Genomic DNA, 19,787 nt, shown 5'->3' with positions numbered 1-19,787 from the left:
GTTATCATTTGATGTAATGATTCCATATTATTACTTAATAAATGTAGGCTAAATCGGCTATTTGTATTTCAAAACGGTATATAAACTTGATTAAGCATTTAATAAGATATGTAATTGCAAAAAAATGTTTTAATTTATTTGTTAATAATTGGCTAAATATTGCGGCAATCTTTAAATCACCAAAAAAGTACTAATAACAATTGATAATTGTTTTTGCTTTAATCATATTTGCAGATAAACTCTATAGAAAAGTTTGACAAACTTTAACTGGCTAATTCCTTTTTTTTAATTAAAAAAAAGGAATTGTATTGAGCAGCGTTTTATCAAGTTATATGTTAACTAGTATTTTTAAAAATGTCACATTTTTTTTGAGACATTCAAATATCAAAAACTACTGGCTCAATAAAGAGTTGAGCTAGTAAATATATACAAAATAGTTGAGATAATTGCCAAGATAATTTTATATTTCCGTTTAATTAACCTTGACAGTGACAAGGATAAATTGTTAACGCTTGTAGTTATAGCAGTTCCCAAATAATTAACCACAGCAAGATAATACATAAGTACTACTTTACACTGCGGCAAGCTAACCGCATTTGTGTTTAAATTTAAACCAAGTACAGCATTTCATTATTTTGTAGCGAATTCTCCGCGTGCCTCTGCGTTTAAACTTTAACCCTTGATTCGTTACGATTTTATACAAAGCTGCGCCTGCGCTAAGAATTATGATCAACTAAGGTCAACAACAAGCGGCTAACCACCCGATTATCTGGTAATTGATAGAAATTCAACTCTCCTCCTATTTCCTGCATGAGGTTTTGACAGATTAGCAAATGTAAACCTGGTGGTTGGTCGAGTTTAGAAGGAGCAAGCACATCTTTGGGTGTATTATCATGTAGTTCTGTGAGTAACTGTAGTTCGATCGCACCGTCATATGTAATCGACAGTTCTAAAGATGTCTGATGTTCAGTCCCTCCACTTTCAGAAGAATACTTTGAATTTGAGGATTTTGACGCATCCAAACGGCGACACCAAATATCAATTCTGCCGCCGGATTGAGAACGGTTGCAAGCATTAACCAATAATTCATGGATAACTAACTCAATTTTGACAATATCACCAGCGATCGCCATTGCGGATTGAGCGCTTAAGGTAGGAATACCTCTAGTGAGTGAAGAATTATTTGGCGATTGTTCTTCAATCTGTTGTCCCAAGCCATGCACACCAATCCACAGCTTTTGGTGTTTAAGTAAATTTTCAATGCGTTCGAGCGATCGCTTTAGTAAACTGGCTATGGGCATAGTTTCCCAACTTACATGTAGCTGCCATTGCTCAAGTTTTAGCATTCCACTCATGGAGGCGGCTGTATGATCTAATTGTCGCAGCAATAGTTCGTAGCGCATCTGAGTCAATTCATTAGCAGGAATACCCAAAGCATGTATTTGTCTAAGGGATAGCGCCGTTATTCTTTGGATTTCTTCTAAGCGGCGATGTTTGTACCAGTTGAGTTGTCGTAAATCTTCTGTTGTAGATTCTAAAAGTCGGGTAATTAGCTTTTCACGACGCCACCAGGCTAATTGAGAAATCAGAGTTGCAGTTGCACTGAGGTTTTGTTCAGACCAGTGACGCTCTTGATAATCTGCTAACAACACTACACCCGTAATTTCATAATCAGTATTGGTACGTAATGCCATTACCAAAATTTGACCTTTGTCTGGAGTATTCAACCATGTTCTAGTTTTGGGGGGTAAATTATCTACGTTCAAAGTCAAGTAACTCTCTGTGGCAAGTGCCCACTGAATTAGTGCCTCAGTCTGGATAAAAATAGATGCATCGGAAAAAAGCCCAAATAGGCTATTGTCAACCACTCCAGGGATAATTTCGGCCCAATTTTCACCAGGCGACCAGGATAGCAGTACCGCTAAGGGACAACCCAGAATCGATGCTATTTGTTCGAGCGCTGTACGTTCTAAATGTTTTTTACCTACCTCGATTTTGCTATTTTGGGATTGTGTCAGGATGCGTAGGCATTGCTCAAATGCCTGGGAAGTTTTTTGCTGCTGGGTCGTGCGGTTATGTAATTGCCACTGGCGGATAATTACACCAATCTGTTGACTAACGGCCCATAATAATTCTTTTTCTAGAGTTGTCCAAGAACGATGGTTGTCGTGAGTGATGACTAAAAGCGCTGCTGGTATATGATCGTGAGTGCATTTACAAATAAGTAGCGATCGCACTCCACTTTCTAACAACAAAGGACGCCAATTAAAAAAGCGTAAATCTTCATCTAAATTCTGAATTTCCACCGCTTGAGTTGAACGTTGCAAAAGCTGCCCATCTAACTCTTTGAGAGTATTAAGGGCAAATGCCAACCGTCGGCGATTATGGGGCTGACTTTGGTAAATAAATTGATAATTATTCTGTTCAGGATCATACTGCAATAGCAAAAAGCGGGTGGCAGCTAATCGAGCTAAAACTCTTTTAGCACAGCTGTCTAAAGTTTCCTGAAGGTCATGTTCGCTATAGATACCTTGAGCAATTTGGCCAGTTAGTTGGGCATCCTCTTGAATCTGTTTGATAGTGCTTTCCATGCTTTCGGTAGTTGCGACCAGAGAAATTAAGCCAGCAGCACCTTGGACAAAATTTTTGTCTGTCTCCGTCCAGATTCGAGGTTCATTGCTTTCGACCGCCAGAAAACCAAGCAAGTTTTTTTGCCAGATAATCGGAGCTGCCAAGAGCGATCGCACCTTCAGCCGTTGCAGCAATTTTGCCGTAAAATGACTTTTTAAAGAACTGCGTGCATCACCAATCGAGACAATTTGGTTAACTGTCAAAGCATAATAAAAGTCGCTCAACTCCTGTACCGTCATTCCCGCCGCTTGCTGACTACTAGAATTGCGATCGATTGTGACAAGCTGATTGCTCATCCGACACCAAAAATACCGCCCTTCTCGCTCAAACCAGTAAACATTTGTCCGGTTGGGAGAGACAAATTTATGAGTTGCTTGCACTGCTGCTTCTAGTCTTTGATTAAGGTTACCAAGGGTGCGTAAATTTTCTAGCAATTCTAATAATGGCTCGTCGGTTCGCTTGATTTGCTTTTGCTGCAAATCCATCTCATTTTGATAAAGCACTGCCCCCAGTTCGCCTAAAACCATCATCAAACGTGCTTTTGCTTCTCCTGTCAGTAGGTAGCCCCAGCGTTCTGAACCCAGTAACAGCACTCCTAAGCAACGGTCTTTATAGCGAATTGGTAAAATAATCGTTCCTTGGATGTGGGATTTTTCGGCAATTTTTCGCCATTCGGCGGCGCGGATTTCAGTTTGCAAATCAGCTATGCCCAAAGGATGCTGTTCAATCACCACTTGCTCTAATAAATCCCCAGGACTGAGAACAAGCCTTTGGCGTAAAAAGCTCGTGTCACGATCGGGTGTGATGCCACCTTTGCCAAATAATATATGATTCAGGCGATCGTAAAGAGCAATCCAAATCAGTTTGTAGTCAAACTGTTCTTTAAGATAAGAAATAGTAGTTTCAATCAGAACGTCAACATCATCTTCTTCTCTAAGGCTCTGGAGGACGCGCCCCAATGAGAGGATCTGCTGTTCGGCGGCTATAGGTTTTTGCGGCTGCCCCATCTGATTTATTGGTTAACATAACTTGTAATATATAAGATGCCCAGAAAAGCACCCTGATTAATATTGCCACAAGTGTTAAATATTGAACCTGGACAGCTTAATAGAGGGTTATGTACCCAGAAGTACCTACAGCAAAACAAACCTTTGAATTTCTCTTAGTTTGCGTCAGATTAAGTAATGTACTGCTGCCCATTAATGCAGTCAGGCTAGATGAGAGAACCAACCAAATCTATGTCTTGGCTGGCGAGGAAATAGAAGTGCTGATTTACCCAAACGGAAAAGTGAGGTTTTTATGACCGATATCAATCTTGCCGCAATGAGCAGAGAGCAATTGAGAGACTACGTAAAAAACCATCCACAAGACCAGGTTGCATTCCAAGCATACATGGACAGACTACAAGATGAACCTGGCATTGAGATCACTTCAATGGATCAATTTGAGCAGCTAGTCCGCGAGAAAATTAGACAATCCCAAGCGGAATGATCTGCAATAGCTCCAAAAATAAAAGCTAATGGATATTTATAAATTTGCCATTCGTCCGCTTTTGTTCAATGTGGTAAAAGCCGATTCAGAGTGGTTACACCAGCAGACGATTCGCAGTTTTAGCTGGCTATCGCAAACTCCTGCTAGTTGGGTAAACCAACGCTTACAAAAATCTTTATGTCTGTACGATTCACGCCTAGAACAAAATTTGTTTGGGCTAAACTTCCCAAATCCGGTAGGGTTAGCAGCTGGTTTCGACAAGGATGGAGTAGCTGCTAACATTTGGTCTAACCTAGGTTTTGGCTTTGCAGAATTAGGAACTGTAACTTTTCACGCACAGCCGGGAAATCCACCTCCCCGTTTGTTTCGCTTGCCGTTAGACAAAGCTGCTCTCAATCGGATGGGCTTTAATAATCGTGGTGCAGCAGCAATGGCAGCACGTTTGGCACAGGAAAAGCAGAAGTTAACCCAGCCAATACCCATAGGGATAAATTTGGGTAAATCTAAGGTAACTCCCCTAGAAGCAGCCGCACACGATTATCTCGATAGTTTTCGCTTACTGAAGGATTTGGGAGATTATTTTGTTGTTAATGTCTCTTCTCCTAATACACCGGGGTTGCGATCGCTTCAAGATGCTTCTATGCTCAGTGCCATATTAAATTTATTGCAACAAGAAAATACTACACAAAAGCCAATTTTTGTCAAGATAGCGCCAGATTTATCATGGGAAGCGATCGCTGACATCATAACTCTTGCTAAAACCTACCAACTAGCAGGAATTATCGCCACTAATACCACCATCAGCCGTGATGGACTAAAAACCCAGGTGATTGACCAAACAGGCAAATCACCCCAGGATGAAGCTGGCGGAATTAGCGGTGAACCATTGCGCGATCGCTCCACTGAGGTAATTCGTTTTATTTGGCAGCAAACCCAAGGACAAATCCCGATTATTGGCGTTGGTGGCATCTTTTCTGCTGAAGATGCTTGGGAGAAAATTACTGCTGGTGCTAGTTTGATCCAGGTTTATACAGGCTGGATTTACGAAGGCCCACTGATGGTACGCCAGATTCTAACAGGTTTGCTTTCCAAGGTAGAACAAAGCGAATTAAACTCCATCAACGAAGCTGTGGGTTTAGAATTCAAAAATCAACGAAGACAGGAGGCAGAGGGCAGGAGGCAGGAGTAAGACTGCCCGGACTCTATAGAAATGCTGCGACCAGAGGGAGCAAGGGTTTAAGACAACAGCACTGAACAAGAGTCCAGGGCTGCCAAATCATCCTGGGTCGAATAAAGGGATGATTTGCTACTCCTGCCTCCTGCCTCCTGCCTCCTGCCTCCTTCAACCTTCTTCCTCCACTGGGAAAAACTCCTTAGTTTTTTCCGAGTATGACCAGGCAATACCATCAGGGTCTTTGCTGCGGCTCCATTCAGGAAATTCTGGATCGTTTCGCCGTTTATAAACCGTGCTGGAATAGACATTTAGCCGTTTGGCAAGTTCAGATTGAATGAGGGAGCCAAAAATTAACTGTTTTTCCAGCGATTGTTTAGCTGGCTCATGGGTTAGCTGTGGTGGTGATTCAGTTTCTGGTTCTTCCTCCTGTGGGATTGTTAGTGGTGGTGCTAGGAGCGAACGCGCAGTTTTAGTAACTGGTTGAGTAGGAAGTTCTTTAACAGGCTCACTACTATCAAGAATATTGCCGAGAATGCTGGCAGTTATAAAGTAATAAGACTGCCCCGCATCTTCGGAGTTCACTATACTAGCGCCAAATTCCGAGGCTTTACTATCCAAGTAGCGTTTTGCCGTCGTTCCAGGAAAATTGCCCCTCATTGCCAAGTCCATTGGCGTAAGTCTGCCTTGATTTTCCCGAACCAACTGATGAAAAATTGGGTTAACTCGATGAGTCCACTGTTGCCATTGATATTCCTGCCAAAGCTTGAAGCCAATTACCAGAACAATTAGCGCCAGTAAAAATCTCCAAGTGGTAACTAGGAAAATAATCAAGAACGAGATGGGCAAAAGTAGAACGAGAAAAGCCTTGCCGTTATCTTCTATGGGTTTCTCACTCATGCCGATTTTTGCCAAGTGAATTTTGGGAAATAATACTATCTATATTGGCAAAAATTAGGACACTTTTTTGTATCTTTTGGCAAATTTGTGGCAAATTTGTCGGCAAAACTTTTCCTTAGTGAGTGTTATAACCTTTTGAATCTGCAACTTATCTAAGATTGGTCTGCGATCGCGCAAAAGTTTTTTACCAGAGAAAACAAGAGGATTTTGATGAGAGCGATCGCAATACATCTTAGATAATATCCTCCCGAAATTCTGGGCGACGGCTTGCTTGTACCGCTTAGACTTTTCTTTCCAAAGCAATAATTCTTGCATTAGCTTCCTAGACCCTTGACAATAGATAATACATATACTACATTAATAATACAAGTCAACTTTCATGAGGGAGTTAGCTTTCACCAGTAGCGGATAGCTCAAATGGCAGAGCGCTCACCTTGCCCGGAAAGGCCGACGTATCGAGGGTTATCGTATATAAATAAAACACCCTCGATCAAACTTCTGGAGGTGTAGGTAAAAATCCTACTTCGCTACAGCAAATTTAATGCTGAGTTTTGAATTCTCATGTGGTGGGTAGCTCAGTGGATAGAGCGCCTAAATATCCTTATTCACACCTTGCCTGAAAAGGCCGACGAATTGAGGGTTATCGCCTGCCAAGCGGGAGGTCGCGGGTTCAATTCCCGCTCCACTACACCAAATCTAGTCCTAAAATTTGAATTTTGAATTTTGAATTTTGAATTTTCATGTGGCGGGTAGCTCAGTGGTAGAGCGCTAAACATCCTTGTTCACCCCTTGCCTGCAAAGGCCGACGAATTAGGGTTATCGAATCGGGTTCGAGAGGTCGCGGGTTCAAATCCTGCTCCGCTACACCAAATAATTTTGGATTAAATTTAAAATCCAAAATCCAAAATCCAAAATTTTCATGTGGCAGATAGCTCAGTTGGTAGAGCGCCGAAAAACATCCTTGTTCATACCTTGCCTGAGAAGGCCGACGAATTAGGGTTATCGCCTCTTAAGCCGGATGTCGCAGGTACCCTACGGGAAGCAAGCTACGATTCCTGCTCTGCCACCTTTCATTTTTGCCCGCAAGGGCCGGGAGATGAAACGATGAATTACAATTTTTTCACTAAAAACAAGACAACTACACCTCAAAATCAACCTATCCCCGGACGAGAAGCAGAAATGGTTCAAGGACGTTCCGGTGGTTGGATGTTTGATGCTGGTATTTGGAAAATGCTGCGCCGTTGTTTGTTAGTTGGCACAGCAAAAAGCACTTACTATGCTGGAAAACAGGAATTAACTGAGGATTTTGTGACAGTTGTCAGACAAGCTGTTGCCGAAAATCCCGGTCGTGTAGCAGAAGAAATTCTCTATGCTAGCGATGGACGCGCCATCAATAACAGTGCGCCTATCTTGGCTTTAGTGTTGCTATCAATGGGTGAAGCACCAGAAGCAAAACAGGCGTTTGGTGAAATTTTCCCACAAGTTGTCCGCACTGGTAGCCACTTCTATGAATGGCTGAACTACACCAAATCTCTGCGGGGATTTGGCAAAGTAGTGCGGGAAGCTGGTAAAACTTGGCTCTCACGGGAAGATGTTAAAGGTTTAGCTTATCAACTGTTGAAATATCAACAGCGTCAAGGCTTCTCCCACCGAGATGCATTGCGGTTGTTCCATGTCAAACCGCCTACAGAAAATCATCGTCAACTATTTGAGTGGGTAGTTAGAGGCTGGGAAGAATTGCCAGCAAATATCCCCTCAGAAGCGTTAGCGCAGATTTGGTGGTATGAGTGGCTCAAGCGGAATCCCACCCAAACCCATGAAGCGATTTCCCAAGGACGCTTAACCCACGAAATGGCTGCACCAGTGGGCAAAATGGATCAGCTTGCTTGGCAGCTACTATTTCAGGAAATGCCAATAGGTGCAATGTTACGTAACTTGGGTTCTTTAACTGAACTGGGTGTGTTGCGAGCTGATGAAAACGCAAATTTGCTGCAATTGGAAACAGTTCTTAATCGCAGAGAACATCTGCGTAAAGGTCGCATCCATCCGATTGATGTTTTGAAAGCACTCAAAACTTATCAATCTGGTGGAACATTAGGACGCAGTAAGAAAACTTGGAACCCAGTTCCTCGGATTGTAGACATTTTAGAAAAGGCGGTTGAACTGTCTTTTGATGTTGTGCAACCCACAGGTAAAGTGTTCATGCACGCCGTGGATGTTTCTGGTTCTATGGGTAGCTTGGTTGCAGATATGGGACTAAGTTGTTGTGAAATTGCCACTACAATGGCACTGGTGACAGCAAAAGCAGAGAAAAACTACATGATTCGCGGCTTTGCTACCGAATTCCGTGAATTAAATATTTCCGCCAAAGATAGTTTTAGTTCTGCGGTTCGCAAAGCTAGCAACCAAAACTTCGGTGGAACGGATGCATCTGTGGCTTACGACTGGATGATTAAGAATAAGTTCAAGGCAGATGTAGTCTGCTTCTGGACTGACTCGGAAAGCTGGGCAGGAAATAAGCATCCAAGTCAAGCGCTGAAAGAATACCGCAAAAAGGTAAATCCTAACGTCAAGGCGGTGTATGTCACCTTGACACCTTACCAGATTACTTTGGTAGATCCAGAAGATTCGCTGTCTTGGGATTTGGCAGGATTCGACCCAGGTACGCCTCGGATTATCCAGATGCTAGCTACGGGTGAGTTGTAGATATTGCTGAAGGGTAAAGGATGAAACACTTTATCCTTCAGACTTCATGGCGGGTTACCCTTGTTCGCAACTTGCCTTTCGGGGCCGAAGAATTTAGGGTTATCGGTTACGTCTCCACCATGTGGGGATTAGCGGGTTCAATCCCCGCACCCGCCTTTGTTTTTGATTTTTACCTAACGCAAAGAAGAAAGCGATTTAATTTTTGAATGGTCGTTTTTCTATTTCAGCGATGGGTAAGAATAGGGTGTCTTCGATGTGCGATCGAACTTTTTCTGAAGCTTTATTGAGGCAATCAACTAATAACCTATTTGCATCATAGTATTCTTTAAATTGTTGCCTTTCTTGTTCGCTAAACTGCCAGTCAGCGCTAATATCTAGATGTGGAATACTTGACATTACCTCTGCAATTTTGTCAAGCCATTCTTGACCATTAATTTGAAACCATTTCTCAAATTTTTCTATACTTCCACGCAACTGAGAGCCACAAATATTCTTAATTTCTTTTAGGGACACAATTGGAATTATTCGACTACTTGGAATTAATTCAGGTCTAGGTACACGTAAAGAACTACGAACAAGAACTATCTTTTCAACATTTTCAGGTAGAAGAGATTGAATATATTGTAATGCTTCATGCAACTGTGGATTTATTTGTAATTTTTGAGTTAAAATACGTTTAATTCCAGGGTAAATTTCTAAAGCAAAGTCTATATCATTCAGATCACTAATATTACCTAGTTCCCAAAATAGAGATTTTGGATCAAAAATATATAAGAATGTAAGAATACCATTGATGTGCTGAGCAATTTCAAAACTAATGTCTAGTTCAATAGATAAATTCATATCCATCAAATGACTTGTTCCTGCATTTTCTAGCTCAAATCTGGGATCAACTTCATTAGTTAAATTTCCATATATGTCCATAGCTAGTTCAATATAAGCAGAACGAATACAAGATTTTTTATAAGGAAAATTGCAAAAAAGTGTTTGCTGCTTTTGATATACAAAATTTAAAAATTTTTGCGATATTTCAGATGCTTCTAGCAATCTATCCACTTGATTTTTTAAGGAAAATAGTAAATAATGTATTGATTGGTTGCTTAAATTAAGCCTAAATTTAGCTTCTTCCCAGATAACTTTATGTAGAGAGTATCCTGCTGGTCGAAATACTGATAGTTTCACTTCATTTTGCAGCTTTTGTAAATTTAACATCCATCCTTGATCTGCTGGAAAATGTAAAGAAATATCATTTTCCCACAACTCAGGTATATTCTCGACTCTTTCATTGCGGAACTCTAATAAATGACTATGTTCCAAATAATCAATACTAGGTAGCTTTTCTTCTTCTCCTAGATCCCAAAGTAAACATAACATTCCAATTCTTGGAACATCAGGTATTTTTTGATAGTTATATAATCCTAAACGACAAATAAGCTTATAAGCATAAATATTATCTTGGATACGGTCAAATTGACTTGCAATTAAATCTTTTATCTTGCCCTTTAACAGAAATTCTTTATTGTCTTGCCAATAAGCCTCTAAATCACCATTATATTTTGTTTTTATAGGTTCCCGAAGAACTTTCATACATAGTGCGTTACCACCATAAGCTTTATGGATTGCACTCAAAGCCGGAGAATTAGCATAAATATCAAATCTACTAAAAAATTCCCGCCATGCATCCTCATCTAGTTTTGGTAATTGGTAAGCCTCAACAAAGCTCAACTTAGCTTCGTTAAGTATCTCACGGCTAGTAATCAGTGTAATTGATTTAACGGTAGGAGCATTCAAAACTCTAATAAATAACTCTAAATAATCAAGATGGTCTTTTTTAAACTTACCATTTTCATCTAATGCAGTTTCAATATTATCAATCAGTATACCCACTGGTTTGTTCTGAAGATTACGCTTGAGTTGCTCCAGTGTACCCATAAAATCCTGCTGCGGTTCTTCTTTAAACTGATGACGTAGCTGATCATTTACCCAGCTTTTTACAGAAGTGATGTACTGAGCTTGCATTCCTACTTGAAGTTCCAAATACTCTAGCTTTTGAGTCTCGAAGTAATGATAAGCCAGTTTTGTTTTGCCTATACCACCTTTACCATAAATACCAATGGCTTTTGCATTACGGTCAATCAGCATATTGAGGTGTGCGATCGCATCCTCACGCCCAACAAAATCACGATTTTCAGATATCGTTTTATCTTCACTGAAATTTTCAGTTTGTGGTAACTCGGAAATATTTCGATTTAATAACTCAGGCTTGTACTTAGCAAATAGGGCGATTAATTCTGGAAGCTTTGAACGGCGTTCGTCTGGAAATTCATTATTTAAACCAAATAACTTACAAATTTCTTCACGATGTTTCCTGACAGTTGATTTCTGAATATCTAAAGATTTGGCGATCGCTTCATCTTTTTCATTAGCAAGTAGTTTCAGCAGTACCTCTCGCCGCCTTTTGGTTAAGCGATTAAACACTGCATTGAAATGTTGTTGATTCATAACTATTAGCGCATCACAACCACAGTACACATCTGTGTACTCGATATAGTCACAAAGACTCACAGTATGTGTATTACTTGTGTACTAGGCTAACGCAAAAGTTGATGTAGTAATTCACTACTCGCAACTTATGAAATCTACCTACATCAACGGACGATGCTACTATCAAGGCAATGGTGGCGTTCTTCTTCCTGCTGTCACCACAGTTTTAAAAGCGACACAGCCACCAAAGTCTCTAGCCGCCCTTTCCTATTGGCGCAATAAAGTTGGCGATGCAGAAGCAAATCGAATTGCTGCTAACAGTCGTCGCCGAGGAAATGCCTTGCACCAGTTGATTAAAGAACACTTGCAAGGTTACTCGCCCAAACCTGACAACAGCATGATTCAGCCTTACTGGGATAGCGTTCAATCTGTGCTAAACCAACTTAGCGATGTTCAACTGGTTGAGCAAGTTGTGCCTAACTATCAGGAAGTTTACGCCGGGAAAGTTGATTTAGTTGCCCGTTACCAACGTGTTCCGTATTTAATTGAATGGACGACAGCCGAGGAACCAAAACTGAGAATTGATAAGCTTTATGACAAGCCTTTACAACTAGCTGCTTATGGTGGTGCAATAAATCGGTATTATAGCGATCGCCTCTTTAACTGCAAAATTAACCATGCTCTGATTGTCGTAGCCTTGCCAGGTGAAGAAGCAGAGATTTTTGAATTTGACCGTGCAAGGCTAATTCATATCTGGCATCAATGGCTTAATCGGCTGAATTTTTTCTTCAGTGCAGTTGCTGCCCAGAAGTGCGATCGCATACCCGCCCGAAGCAATGTCTACGACGGGCTATGACGCTCGAAGACTCGCTAACGCTTCGCTATCGGCGTCGCAAACATCTACCCCTTGTAGAATAGACAAAATGCTTCTTTGGTAACATAATGTAATATAACTTAGTAAGAATCGAGCGATCACTGTTCCTTTTGGATGTAATTGCTATTAATGTGGCAATCTGCTAGATATCAGCCTGGTTTCATCCCAAATTGTCCACCCAAAGACAGTAGATTAAGTTTTGTGTGAATAACTATAAAAGATGAAATAGCTCTGCTTTCCAAAAAGTCAAAAAGGAACAGATTTTTATGACATTTGATTACGATTTGTTTGTCATTGGTGCTGGGCCTGGGGGATTGGCAGCAGCTAAAAAAGCAGCTAGTTACGGTGTACGTGTCGCTGTTGCTGAACAAGAATCCGTCGGTGGGACTTGTGTAAATCGCGGCTGTGTTCCGAAAAAACTGATTGTCTACGCAGCTGACTTCGCCCTGCAAAATCAAATAGCGCACAGTTATGGGTGGAGTGACTGCCAAACATACTTTGACTGGACATTATTTATTAAGTCAGTACATCAGCATATTGACACCATTAACCAGTCTTATTTTCAGCAATTGCAAAAAGCTGGAATTGAATTAATTTCTCAACATGTCACTTTCATCGATACCCACACGATCAATATTGATGGACGCAAAGTTACAGCAGACAAAATTTTAATTGCTGTGGGAGGACAACCCCTCAAGCCCAAAATCCCAGGTATAGAATACGCTATCACATCCCGCGAGATGTTTCAGCTACCCTATCTGCCGAAACGTTTAGCAATTATTGGCGGCGGCTACATTGGCGTAGAATTTTCCAGCATGATGCACGCTTTCGGCTGCGAAGTGACGGTGATTGAAAGAGACAGGACGATTTTATCGGGGTTTGATGATGATATTTGCTCTGCTGTACAACAGGGTTTGATTAAACGCGGAATTAAGATATTCACCAATAGCACGGTTGCTAAAATAAAATACTCAGATGAGTGTTTGTTGTTAACTATTACTGGTGAGAATCAAGAAATAATAACAGCAGATACCATCTTAGTTGCCACAGGTTACGCTCCAAATACCAAGAATCTTGGTTTAGAAAATGCCCATGTTGAACTTGGCGAACATGGTGCAATTAAAGTAGATGAATACAGCCGCAGCAGCCAAGAAAATATTTTTGCTGTGGGTGATTGCACCAGCCGCGTGCAATTGACTCCAGTGGCTAAAGCAGAAGGTATTGCCTTTGCAGATACAGTTTTTGGCAACAAGGCGCAAAAACTAAATTATGATTATGTACCCACTGCTGTTTTTTGCCGTCCAGAAGCGGCTAGTGTGGGAATGACAGAGGCGAAAGCACGGGAAAAATTTGGTGAATCTGTACAATGCTACCGCACCCAGTTCCAACCACTGTTGTATCGGCTAATCGAGCAGGATGAGCCAACCACTATAAAGTTAGTGTTAAATGGTGATTCTGGGCAAGTTTTGGGCGCTCACATGGTGGGTGAACATGCAGCAGATATCATTCAAAGTCTGGGTGTGGCAATTCGCAAAGGCATCACTAAGGAAGATTTGGATGAAACTATAGGCATTCATCCCACGACAGGAGAAGAATTTTTGTCGTTAAATTAAAATTATAGCAAGCGACTGGGGACTGGGTGAAAAGTCTTTTTGTATCTAAGTTTTTTCATCTGTTGATGTCCTAACCACCAAGGCTTTTGCTATGTATACACAACTGAGTGATATTATGTCTGCTTAATTACTTATTAAACCCGAAGAACCTTACCCCGCGCCTAAAAGCACGCGGGGTGGGGTTCTTTACTCCTTCCCAAAGTCGAGAAGGAGTTTTTTAGCATCAGCTAAAAACAAGTTGCGGTACTTGTATTATGGGCAGTTTGACAGACACGATCTCAGACTTTCTGTACAGATACTTCCTCTGGCTTTTCCTGCCTTTGCAACGCAGAATACAGCCTATTGAGCGCATTTACATAAGCTTGCGCGGATGCCACAATGATATCTGTATTCGCTGCATGACCAGAAAACACTTTAGATTCATAACGTAAACGAATCGTTACTTCTCCAATAGCATCAATACCGGCTGTTACTGACTGCACAGAAAACTCAATCAACTCGTTGGGCACATTCACCACACGATTGATAGCTTTGTAAACTGCATCTACTGGCCCAGTACCGATCGCAGCATCGGTTAATTCTTCACCTTCTGGGGTGCGGAGGGTGACTGTAGCAGTGGGGCGGGCGTTGCTACCACAGGAAACTTGCACCAACTCTACTCGGAACAAATCGGGTGCTTGTTGGATTTCATCGTTAACGATCGCTTCCAAATCCCAATCAGAAATATCTTTCTTTTTATCTGCTACTTCTTTGAATCTGACAAATGCTTTATTTAACTCAGTATCTGACAGTTCAAAGCCCAATTCTTTCAACCGAGTGCGGAAAGCATTTCTGCCTGAATGTTTGCCCAAAACTATTTGATTGTCTGTTAAGCCAATCAATTGAGCATCCATAATTTCGTAGGTGAGCTTATTTTTTAGCACACCATCTTGGTGAATTCCAGACTCATGAGCAAAGGCATTTGCCCCAACGATCGCTTTATTTGGTTGTACTAACATTCCCGTAAAATTGGAAACTAGGCGTGAGGTTTTGTAAATTTGCCGAGTGTCAATATTTGTCAGGGATTCTTGAGATTCTTCTGGTCTTCCTAAAAAGGGATTAAAATATTGCCGCCGCACATGCAACGCCATCACCAATTCTTCTAATGATGCATTTCCAGCCCGTTCGCCAATACCATTGATGGTGCATTCTAGTTGGCGTGCGCCATTTTTCACGGCTTCTAAGAAGTTAGCAACTGCCAAGCCTAAATCGTTATGACCGTGAACAGAAATAATCGCTTGGTCGATGTTGGGGACATTTTCGATAATCCCCTTAATGATTGCCCCAAACTCGCTAGGGGTTGTGTAACCTACAGTATCAGGAATGTTAACTGTAGTTGCACCAGCTGCGATCGTTCTCTCTAACACTTGATAAAGAAATTCTGGATCGGAACGAGCCGCATCCATCGGCGAAAATTCTATATCTGTCATGAAGGACTTGGCATAAGCTACCATTTCTTCTGCGATCGCTAGCACTTCTGCCCGTGACTTCCGCAACTGATACTCTAAATGTATATCAGAAGTGGAAATAAATGTGTGAATTCTGGCGTTAACTGCTGGTTTTAATGCTTCTGCGGCTGCTTCAATATCTGCTTTAATCGCTCTTGCCAAACTGCAAATTACTGGGCCATTTTCTGTTCCGACAATTTTGGCAATCTTACTGACTGCTTCAAAATCTCCAGGGCTAGCAAAGGCAAAGCCTGCCTCAATTATATCCACACCTAGACGCGCCAGTTGCTTGGCAATAACTAGCTTCTCGTCTATATTTAGAGTTGCTCCTGGACACTGCTCTCCATCTCGCAGTGTAGTATCAAAAATGATGATTCGGTCTGTTTTATATGTCATTTGCGCTTTGTTGTTTAATTTTTACTTGTGTATCAAAATATCTTCAACCTTAGTTTTTATTTTACTTTTACTTTTGTAAATAATTGCTAAGACTATTAACCTTCGGTTTTTTCTATTTGATCTCTGATATCATTTAAATCTATATATCTGTCAGTAGCATTTCGTAGTTCTCTAGCGATCATTCCTTCTGTTGATACTACTGTAATATGTGTATTTTTTGAACGTAATAGTTCGATTGCTCTTTCAAAATCTCCATCGCCACTGAATAATACTACTCGGTCATACTGGTCTACTGTATTAAACATATCTACAACAATTTCAATATCTAAATTTGCTTTTTGCGAGTAACGACCAGAGGTATCATCATAATATTCTTTAAGAATTTTAGTTCTAACTGTATATCCTAGACTAATTAGAGCATCTCTAAAACCTCGCTGATCTTGTGGGTCTTTTAAGCCAGTGTACCAGAATGCATTAATTAATGTTGTTTCTGATTGCTCATGTTTGAAGTATTCTAAAACTCGTCGAGGGTCAAAAAACCAACCATTTTTTTGTTGAGCATAGAACATATTGTTTCCGTCTACAAAAATAGACAGACGATTCATTGGAGAACCCATACAAATTTACACCTAATAATATATATGAATTTAGATGGAACAATAGATTATAGCAATTTTCAAATGCCTTGTTTGCTAATATCTATAAACTAACTCTTCATCTGTAGCTTTTATCCTACCTCTTTCAAGGCATAAAAACATTTGCAACATTGGAGTTGAGATACTGGGTGCTAAACCTTATTCACCTCCGGTACTGCAAGAGCCTCCCTGTGATCAAAATCTACCAATAAAATTGAACTAGTAACAGCATTCATAACTGTATAACACTAAATTTTACTCCTAAAGAGGTATGGTATAGGCTTAGAGTAGGATATAAGTTGATGCCTATCTATAGGTTTAGCTTTCAGTATAAGGATACGCTTTGTGGGGAGTACCAATATTGCGCCAAAGACAGAAGACAACCTTGGGACAGCTTCTGGTAAAACCCCAGTTAAGAACATACTTGTTGGTTAGGTTAGGGTAAAATCTCGCCCCAACCAACTACAGAGACAAAGTATATCCGGCTATAATCTGTGAGACAATCATTAGTTGTAACTCACTCAACAGAAAAATAATAATTTGGGCAGTACCTGAGTAGGAATCTCTTGGGGGCTACCTTTGCCAATAAAAGTTTGTTGATGAATAGAAGATACTTTACAAATGTATAAGATTGTCATTTAAGTCTTATTTCAATGTGCTTGTACTAAAACGTGGTCTGAATAAATAAAAGTGTTGGACTTAAATCAATCAGTAACACGATATGGCAGAAGAACCTACATCTACCTTAACTAAAAACTATGTCTCTGCTGCCAATAGACTGTCAAGTAAACCGACAAAGGTAACGTCAACAGCATCGGCTCGTCAGTCTAGGTGGATGGTTCTCTTAGGTCATCTTCTCGCTGGCGGTTGGGCAATGGGTGCAGCAGTGCTGAGTGCTTCTAGTGGGGAATTGGTTCAATTAATGGAAAATAAGGCGCTTTCTGCCTTTTTTCAGGTGCGTGGGCCGATTTTGCCTCCAGAAGACATCGTAATTTTAGCAATAGACGATCAGTCAATATCAGTTCCCGCACAGTACTATAAAACAAATCCAAAACGGTATGCCTACTTAGAAACACTGGAATCTTATCCTTATAAAAGGGCTGCTTATGCTCAGGTAATCACAAAGTTAATCAAAGCAGGTGTCCGTTCTGTAGCGGTAGATGTCGTTTTTGACACGCCAAGTAGTTATGGAGCTACTGACGATCGCCAACTTCAGGCAGTATTGCAAAAATATGGCAGCAAAGTTACCTTAGCAGCCGTCTACGAAAATTCCCAGACGCACCAAGGGTCTTTTATGCAACTGATTGACCCACAACAAATGTTTCATACAGGGTCAGTGTCCATTGGCTCAGTTAATTTCCCCTTGGAGGCAGATGGTAAAGTTCATCGATTGGCGAGTGAGTTTTCTAAGTTGTTAGCTGAAGATAATTTTATTGAGAAGCTACCCTCTTTTGATGAAGCAGCAATCAGGACCACACAAGTAAATTATCCCCGACCAAAGGGCGATCGCATTCATTTTTGGGGGTCTGCGGGTACATTTGAGCAAATACCCTTTTGGCATGTACTCGACCCGGAAAACTGGAATACCTATTTGCAGCAAGGAAAGGTTTTCAAAGACAAGATAGTGCTGATTGGTGCAACAGATAAGTTAAATAATGATTATTATCCAGTCGCTGCTAGCAACAGCGCTAAACCCATGTCGGGCGTGGAAATTCACGCCAATGCGATCGCAACTTTGATGTCAGGTAAAGCGATCGCCCCAGCAATTAATAGTCTACCGTTACGAGGTTTGTTTGTGCTAATTATAGTTGGCAGTACAGTCTTGATGATTAGCAGACGCAAGCGTACTATCAATAGATTTCTCTATAGCCTCGCCCTGTCTGGCACTTGGGCAGGAATTAGTTATGGGTTATTTGTCTATGGTCAGTTAATTTTTCCCACTACTGTACCAATGATTGCGATCGCTATGATTGGATTTTCCTATCTGGGAACCTCATTAGTGAGAGAAAGCATCAAAAAACGTCAATTAGTAGGTATTTTTCAGAAATATAAAACTTCCGCCATTGTCCAAGAGATTATCAGCCAACAAGATGACTTGCAAGACCTAATCCAGCAACGAGATTTAGCCTTATCAGGAAAAGTCCTGGCTAGACGTTACAGAATTGTCAAAGTTCTCGGTTCTGGTGGATTTAGTGAAACATACATTGCCGAAGATACCCAACGTCCTGGAAATCCGCGATGTGTTGTCAAACAACTAAAACCAGCCAACACCAAACCAGAAGCCTTGCAACTTGCCAGACGTTTATTTAACTCAGAGGCGCAAACACTCGAAAAATTGGGAACATACCCTCAAATTCCGCAACTTTTGGCGTATTTTGAAGAAGATGAAGAATTTTATTTAGTACAAGAACAGATAATTGGTCATCCTTTAAATCAAGAATTGCCACCAGGCAGAGCAATTGAGGAAATTGCAGCGATCAGAATTGTCAGAGACTTATTGCAAACATTAACATTTGTCCATAAAAACAATGTGATTCACCGGGATATTAAGCCCAGTAATATCATCCGCCGACATTCAGACGGTAAACTGATTCTGATTGACTTTGGGGCTGTCAAAGAAGTTAGTACAAAACAGCCCGATCATCAAGAGCAAAACCCCTTCACCATTGGCATTGGTACTCAGGGTTATGCACCAAGCGAGCAATGTTTTGGGCGTCCCCACTACAGTAGTGATATCTATGCAGTCGGCATGGTTGGGATTAAAGCCTTAACTGGTATGGCACCCCGTGAGCTACCTAGAGATGCTAATGGAGAGATAAGATGGAGCGATCGCACCCAGGTGAGTCATTCCTTCGCTAATATTCTCAGTAAAATGGTGCTGGATGACTTCAAACAGCGATATCAGTCTGCATCACAGGCTCTTGAGGAGCTTAAAGCTTTTGACGATATTTTAAACTTCCCAAGCAGATACCCGATGCTACAGAATGACTCATTAATGAATACTTTAGATGACTTAGGCGCTCCTACAAAATCTTGCTCAGAAGCATCCTCAGAAACTACTTGATATGATGTTCGCCAAATTACCCATAATCAAAGAACCCCACCCATCTCAGACAAAAAGTGATTATTTTGAGCAAGAAGTCTGGAAAAAAACTAGTAACAGAAATAGAACAAATCCAAACTAACTATCTTGACACTGTAATTGACGAACCAATTGCTAATCAATCTTTTAAGACACTTGACGATTTGGAGAATGTTTTACATCATCGTTGTCAATCTTTACTCCAACAGCAAGATTTAATTCGTGGACTAACCCTCTTGTGTCATCCTCTCACAGTCTGCTTTTGAGCAATCTTAAAAAAGATGTGGGTAATGGATAGCCGATATATTGGGGAGGGG

At 40.9% G+C, this 19,787-nt stretch carries 13 protein-coding genes and 3 tRNA genes; 11 read left to right on the top strand and 5 right to left on the bottom strand.

From position 1 onward, the window contains the following. Positions 1-716: 716 nt before the first annotated feature. Complete coding sequence (locus ACFE90_RS12910; protein ID WP_375501039.1) at positions 717-3,638, bottom strand: GAF domain-containing protein; 2,922 nt, start codon at positions 3,636-3,638, stop codon at positions 717-719. Positions 3,639-3,748: 110 nt separating this feature from the next. Between ACFE90_RS12910 and ACFE90_RS12905 the strand changes: the two genes are divergently transcribed. Genes ACFE90_RS12905 through ACFE90_RS12895 form a run of 3 tightly spaced genes read left to right on the top strand, consistent with a single transcriptional unit; the run spans position 3,749 to position 5,311 of the window. Beyond that, positions 3,749-3,934, top strand: coding sequence for a DUF6888 family protein (locus tag ACFE90_RS12905; protein WP_375501037.1), 186 nt, complete (start codon positions 3,749-3,751; stop codon positions 3,932-3,934). After that, on the top strand, positions 3,931-4,122 hold the full coding sequence (locus ACFE90_RS12900) for a DUF6887 family protein (protein ID WP_229455084.1): 192 nt from the start codon (positions 3,931-3,933) through the stop codon (positions 4,120-4,122). Before ACFE90_RS12905 ends, ACFE90_RS12900 begins: the two co-directional genes overlap by 4 nt. A 28-nt stretch (positions 4,123-4,150) precedes the next feature. Then, complete coding sequence (locus ACFE90_RS12895) at positions 4,151-5,311, top strand: quinone-dependent dihydroorotate dehydrogenase (protein ID WP_375501035.1); 1,161 nt, start codon at positions 4,151-4,153, stop codon at positions 5,309-5,311. Positions 5,312-5,464: 153 nt separating this feature from the next. Here ACFE90_RS12895 and ACFE90_RS12890 read toward each other — a convergent pair whose 3' ends face one another. Continuing rightward, positions 5,465-6,193, bottom strand: coding sequence for a hypothetical protein (locus ACFE90_RS12890; protein WP_375501033.1), 729 nt, complete (start codon positions 6,191-6,193; stop codon positions 5,465-5,467). Between the two features lie 563 nt (positions 6,194-6,756). Here ACFE90_RS12890 and ACFE90_RS12885 point away from each other — a divergent pair. The 4 genes from ACFE90_RS12885 (at position 6,757) to ACFE90_RS12870 (ending at position 8,899) form a co-directional block, all read left to right on the top strand. Then, positions 6,757-6,886 (top strand) — tRNA-OTHER (locus tag ACFE90_RS12885). Positions 6,887-6,935: 49 nt separating this feature from the next. Further along, positions 6,936-7,062: transfer RNA gene (locus tag ACFE90_RS12880), tRNA-OTHER, on the top strand. A gap of 53 nt (positions 7,063-7,115) precedes the next feature. After that, positions 7,116-7,260 (top strand) — tRNA-OTHER (locus ACFE90_RS12875). A gap of 37 nt (positions 7,261-7,297) precedes the next feature. After that, complete coding sequence (locus ACFE90_RS12870) at positions 7,298-8,899, top strand: TROVE domain-containing protein (RefSeq protein WP_375501031.1); 1,602 nt, start codon at positions 7,298-7,300, stop codon at positions 8,897-8,899. A 195-nt stretch (positions 8,900-9,094) separates the two neighbouring features. Here the strand turns inward: ACFE90_RS12870 and ACFE90_RS12865 are convergent, their stop codons facing one another. Then, positions 9,095-11,401 carry a helix-turn-helix transcriptional regulator gene (locus tag ACFE90_RS12865; protein ID WP_375501029.1) on the bottom strand — a complete coding sequence of 769 codons (2,307 nt, stop codon included), beginning with the start codon at positions 11,399-11,401 and terminating at the stop codon, positions 9,095-9,097. Between the two features lie 130 nt (positions 11,402-11,531). On the opposite strand from ACFE90_RS12865, the gene ACFE90_RS12860 reads away from it, so the two are divergent. Together ACFE90_RS12860 and gorA are read left to right on the top strand one after the other, a co-directional pair. Further along, complete coding sequence (locus ACFE90_RS12860; protein WP_375501027.1) at positions 11,532-12,239, top strand: exonuclease; 708 nt, start codon at positions 11,532-11,534, stop codon at positions 12,237-12,239. Between the two features lie 284 nt (positions 12,240-12,523). Further along, positions 12,524-13,870: a glutathione-disulfide reductase gene (gene gorA, locus ACFE90_RS12855; protein WP_375501025.1), complete on the top strand. Its 1,347-nt coding sequence runs from the start codon at positions 12,524-12,526 to the stop codon at positions 13,868-13,870. Between the two features lie 278 nt (positions 13,871-14,148). Here the strand turns inward: gorA and ACFE90_RS12850 are convergent, their stop codons facing one another. Further along, positions 14,149-15,753, bottom strand: coding sequence for a 2-isopropylmalate synthase (locus tag ACFE90_RS12850; RefSeq protein WP_375501023.1), 1,605 nt, complete (start codon positions 15,751-15,753; stop codon positions 14,149-14,151). A 95-nt stretch (positions 15,754-15,848) separates the two neighbouring features. Next, positions 15,849-16,370, bottom strand: coding sequence for an NYN domain-containing protein (locus tag ACFE90_RS12845; RefSeq protein WP_041565194.1), 522 nt, complete (start codon positions 16,368-16,370; stop codon positions 15,849-15,851). A 739-nt stretch (positions 16,371-17,109) separates the two neighbouring features. Between ACFE90_RS12845 and ACFE90_RS12840 the strand changes: the two genes are divergently transcribed. Both ACFE90_RS12840 and ACFE90_RS12835 read left to right on the top strand, forming a co-directional pair. Continuing rightward, positions 17,110-19,452 carry a CHASE2 domain-containing protein gene (locus tag ACFE90_RS12840; protein ID WP_375501021.1) on the top strand — a complete coding sequence of 781 codons (2,343 nt, stop codon included), beginning with the start codon at positions 17,110-17,112 and terminating at the stop codon, positions 19,450-19,452. 65 nt (positions 19,453-19,517) lie between these two features. Then, positions 19,518-19,736 (top strand): hypothetical protein, encoded by a 219-nt coding sequence (locus tag ACFE90_RS12835; RefSeq protein ID WP_375501019.1) that lies wholly within the window; start codon positions 19,518-19,520, stop codon positions 19,734-19,736. The last annotated feature ends 51 nt before the right edge of the window (positions 19,737-19,787 follow it).

The organism is uncultured Nostoc sp. (assembly GCF_964245445.1).
In the GTDB taxonomy this organism is placed as follows: Bacteria; Cyanobacteriota; Cyanobacteriia; order Cyanobacteriales; family Nostocaceae; genus Nostoc.
Note: the sequence above shows the minus strand (reverse complement) of the source record. Positions and strands in the feature narration are given on the sequence as shown.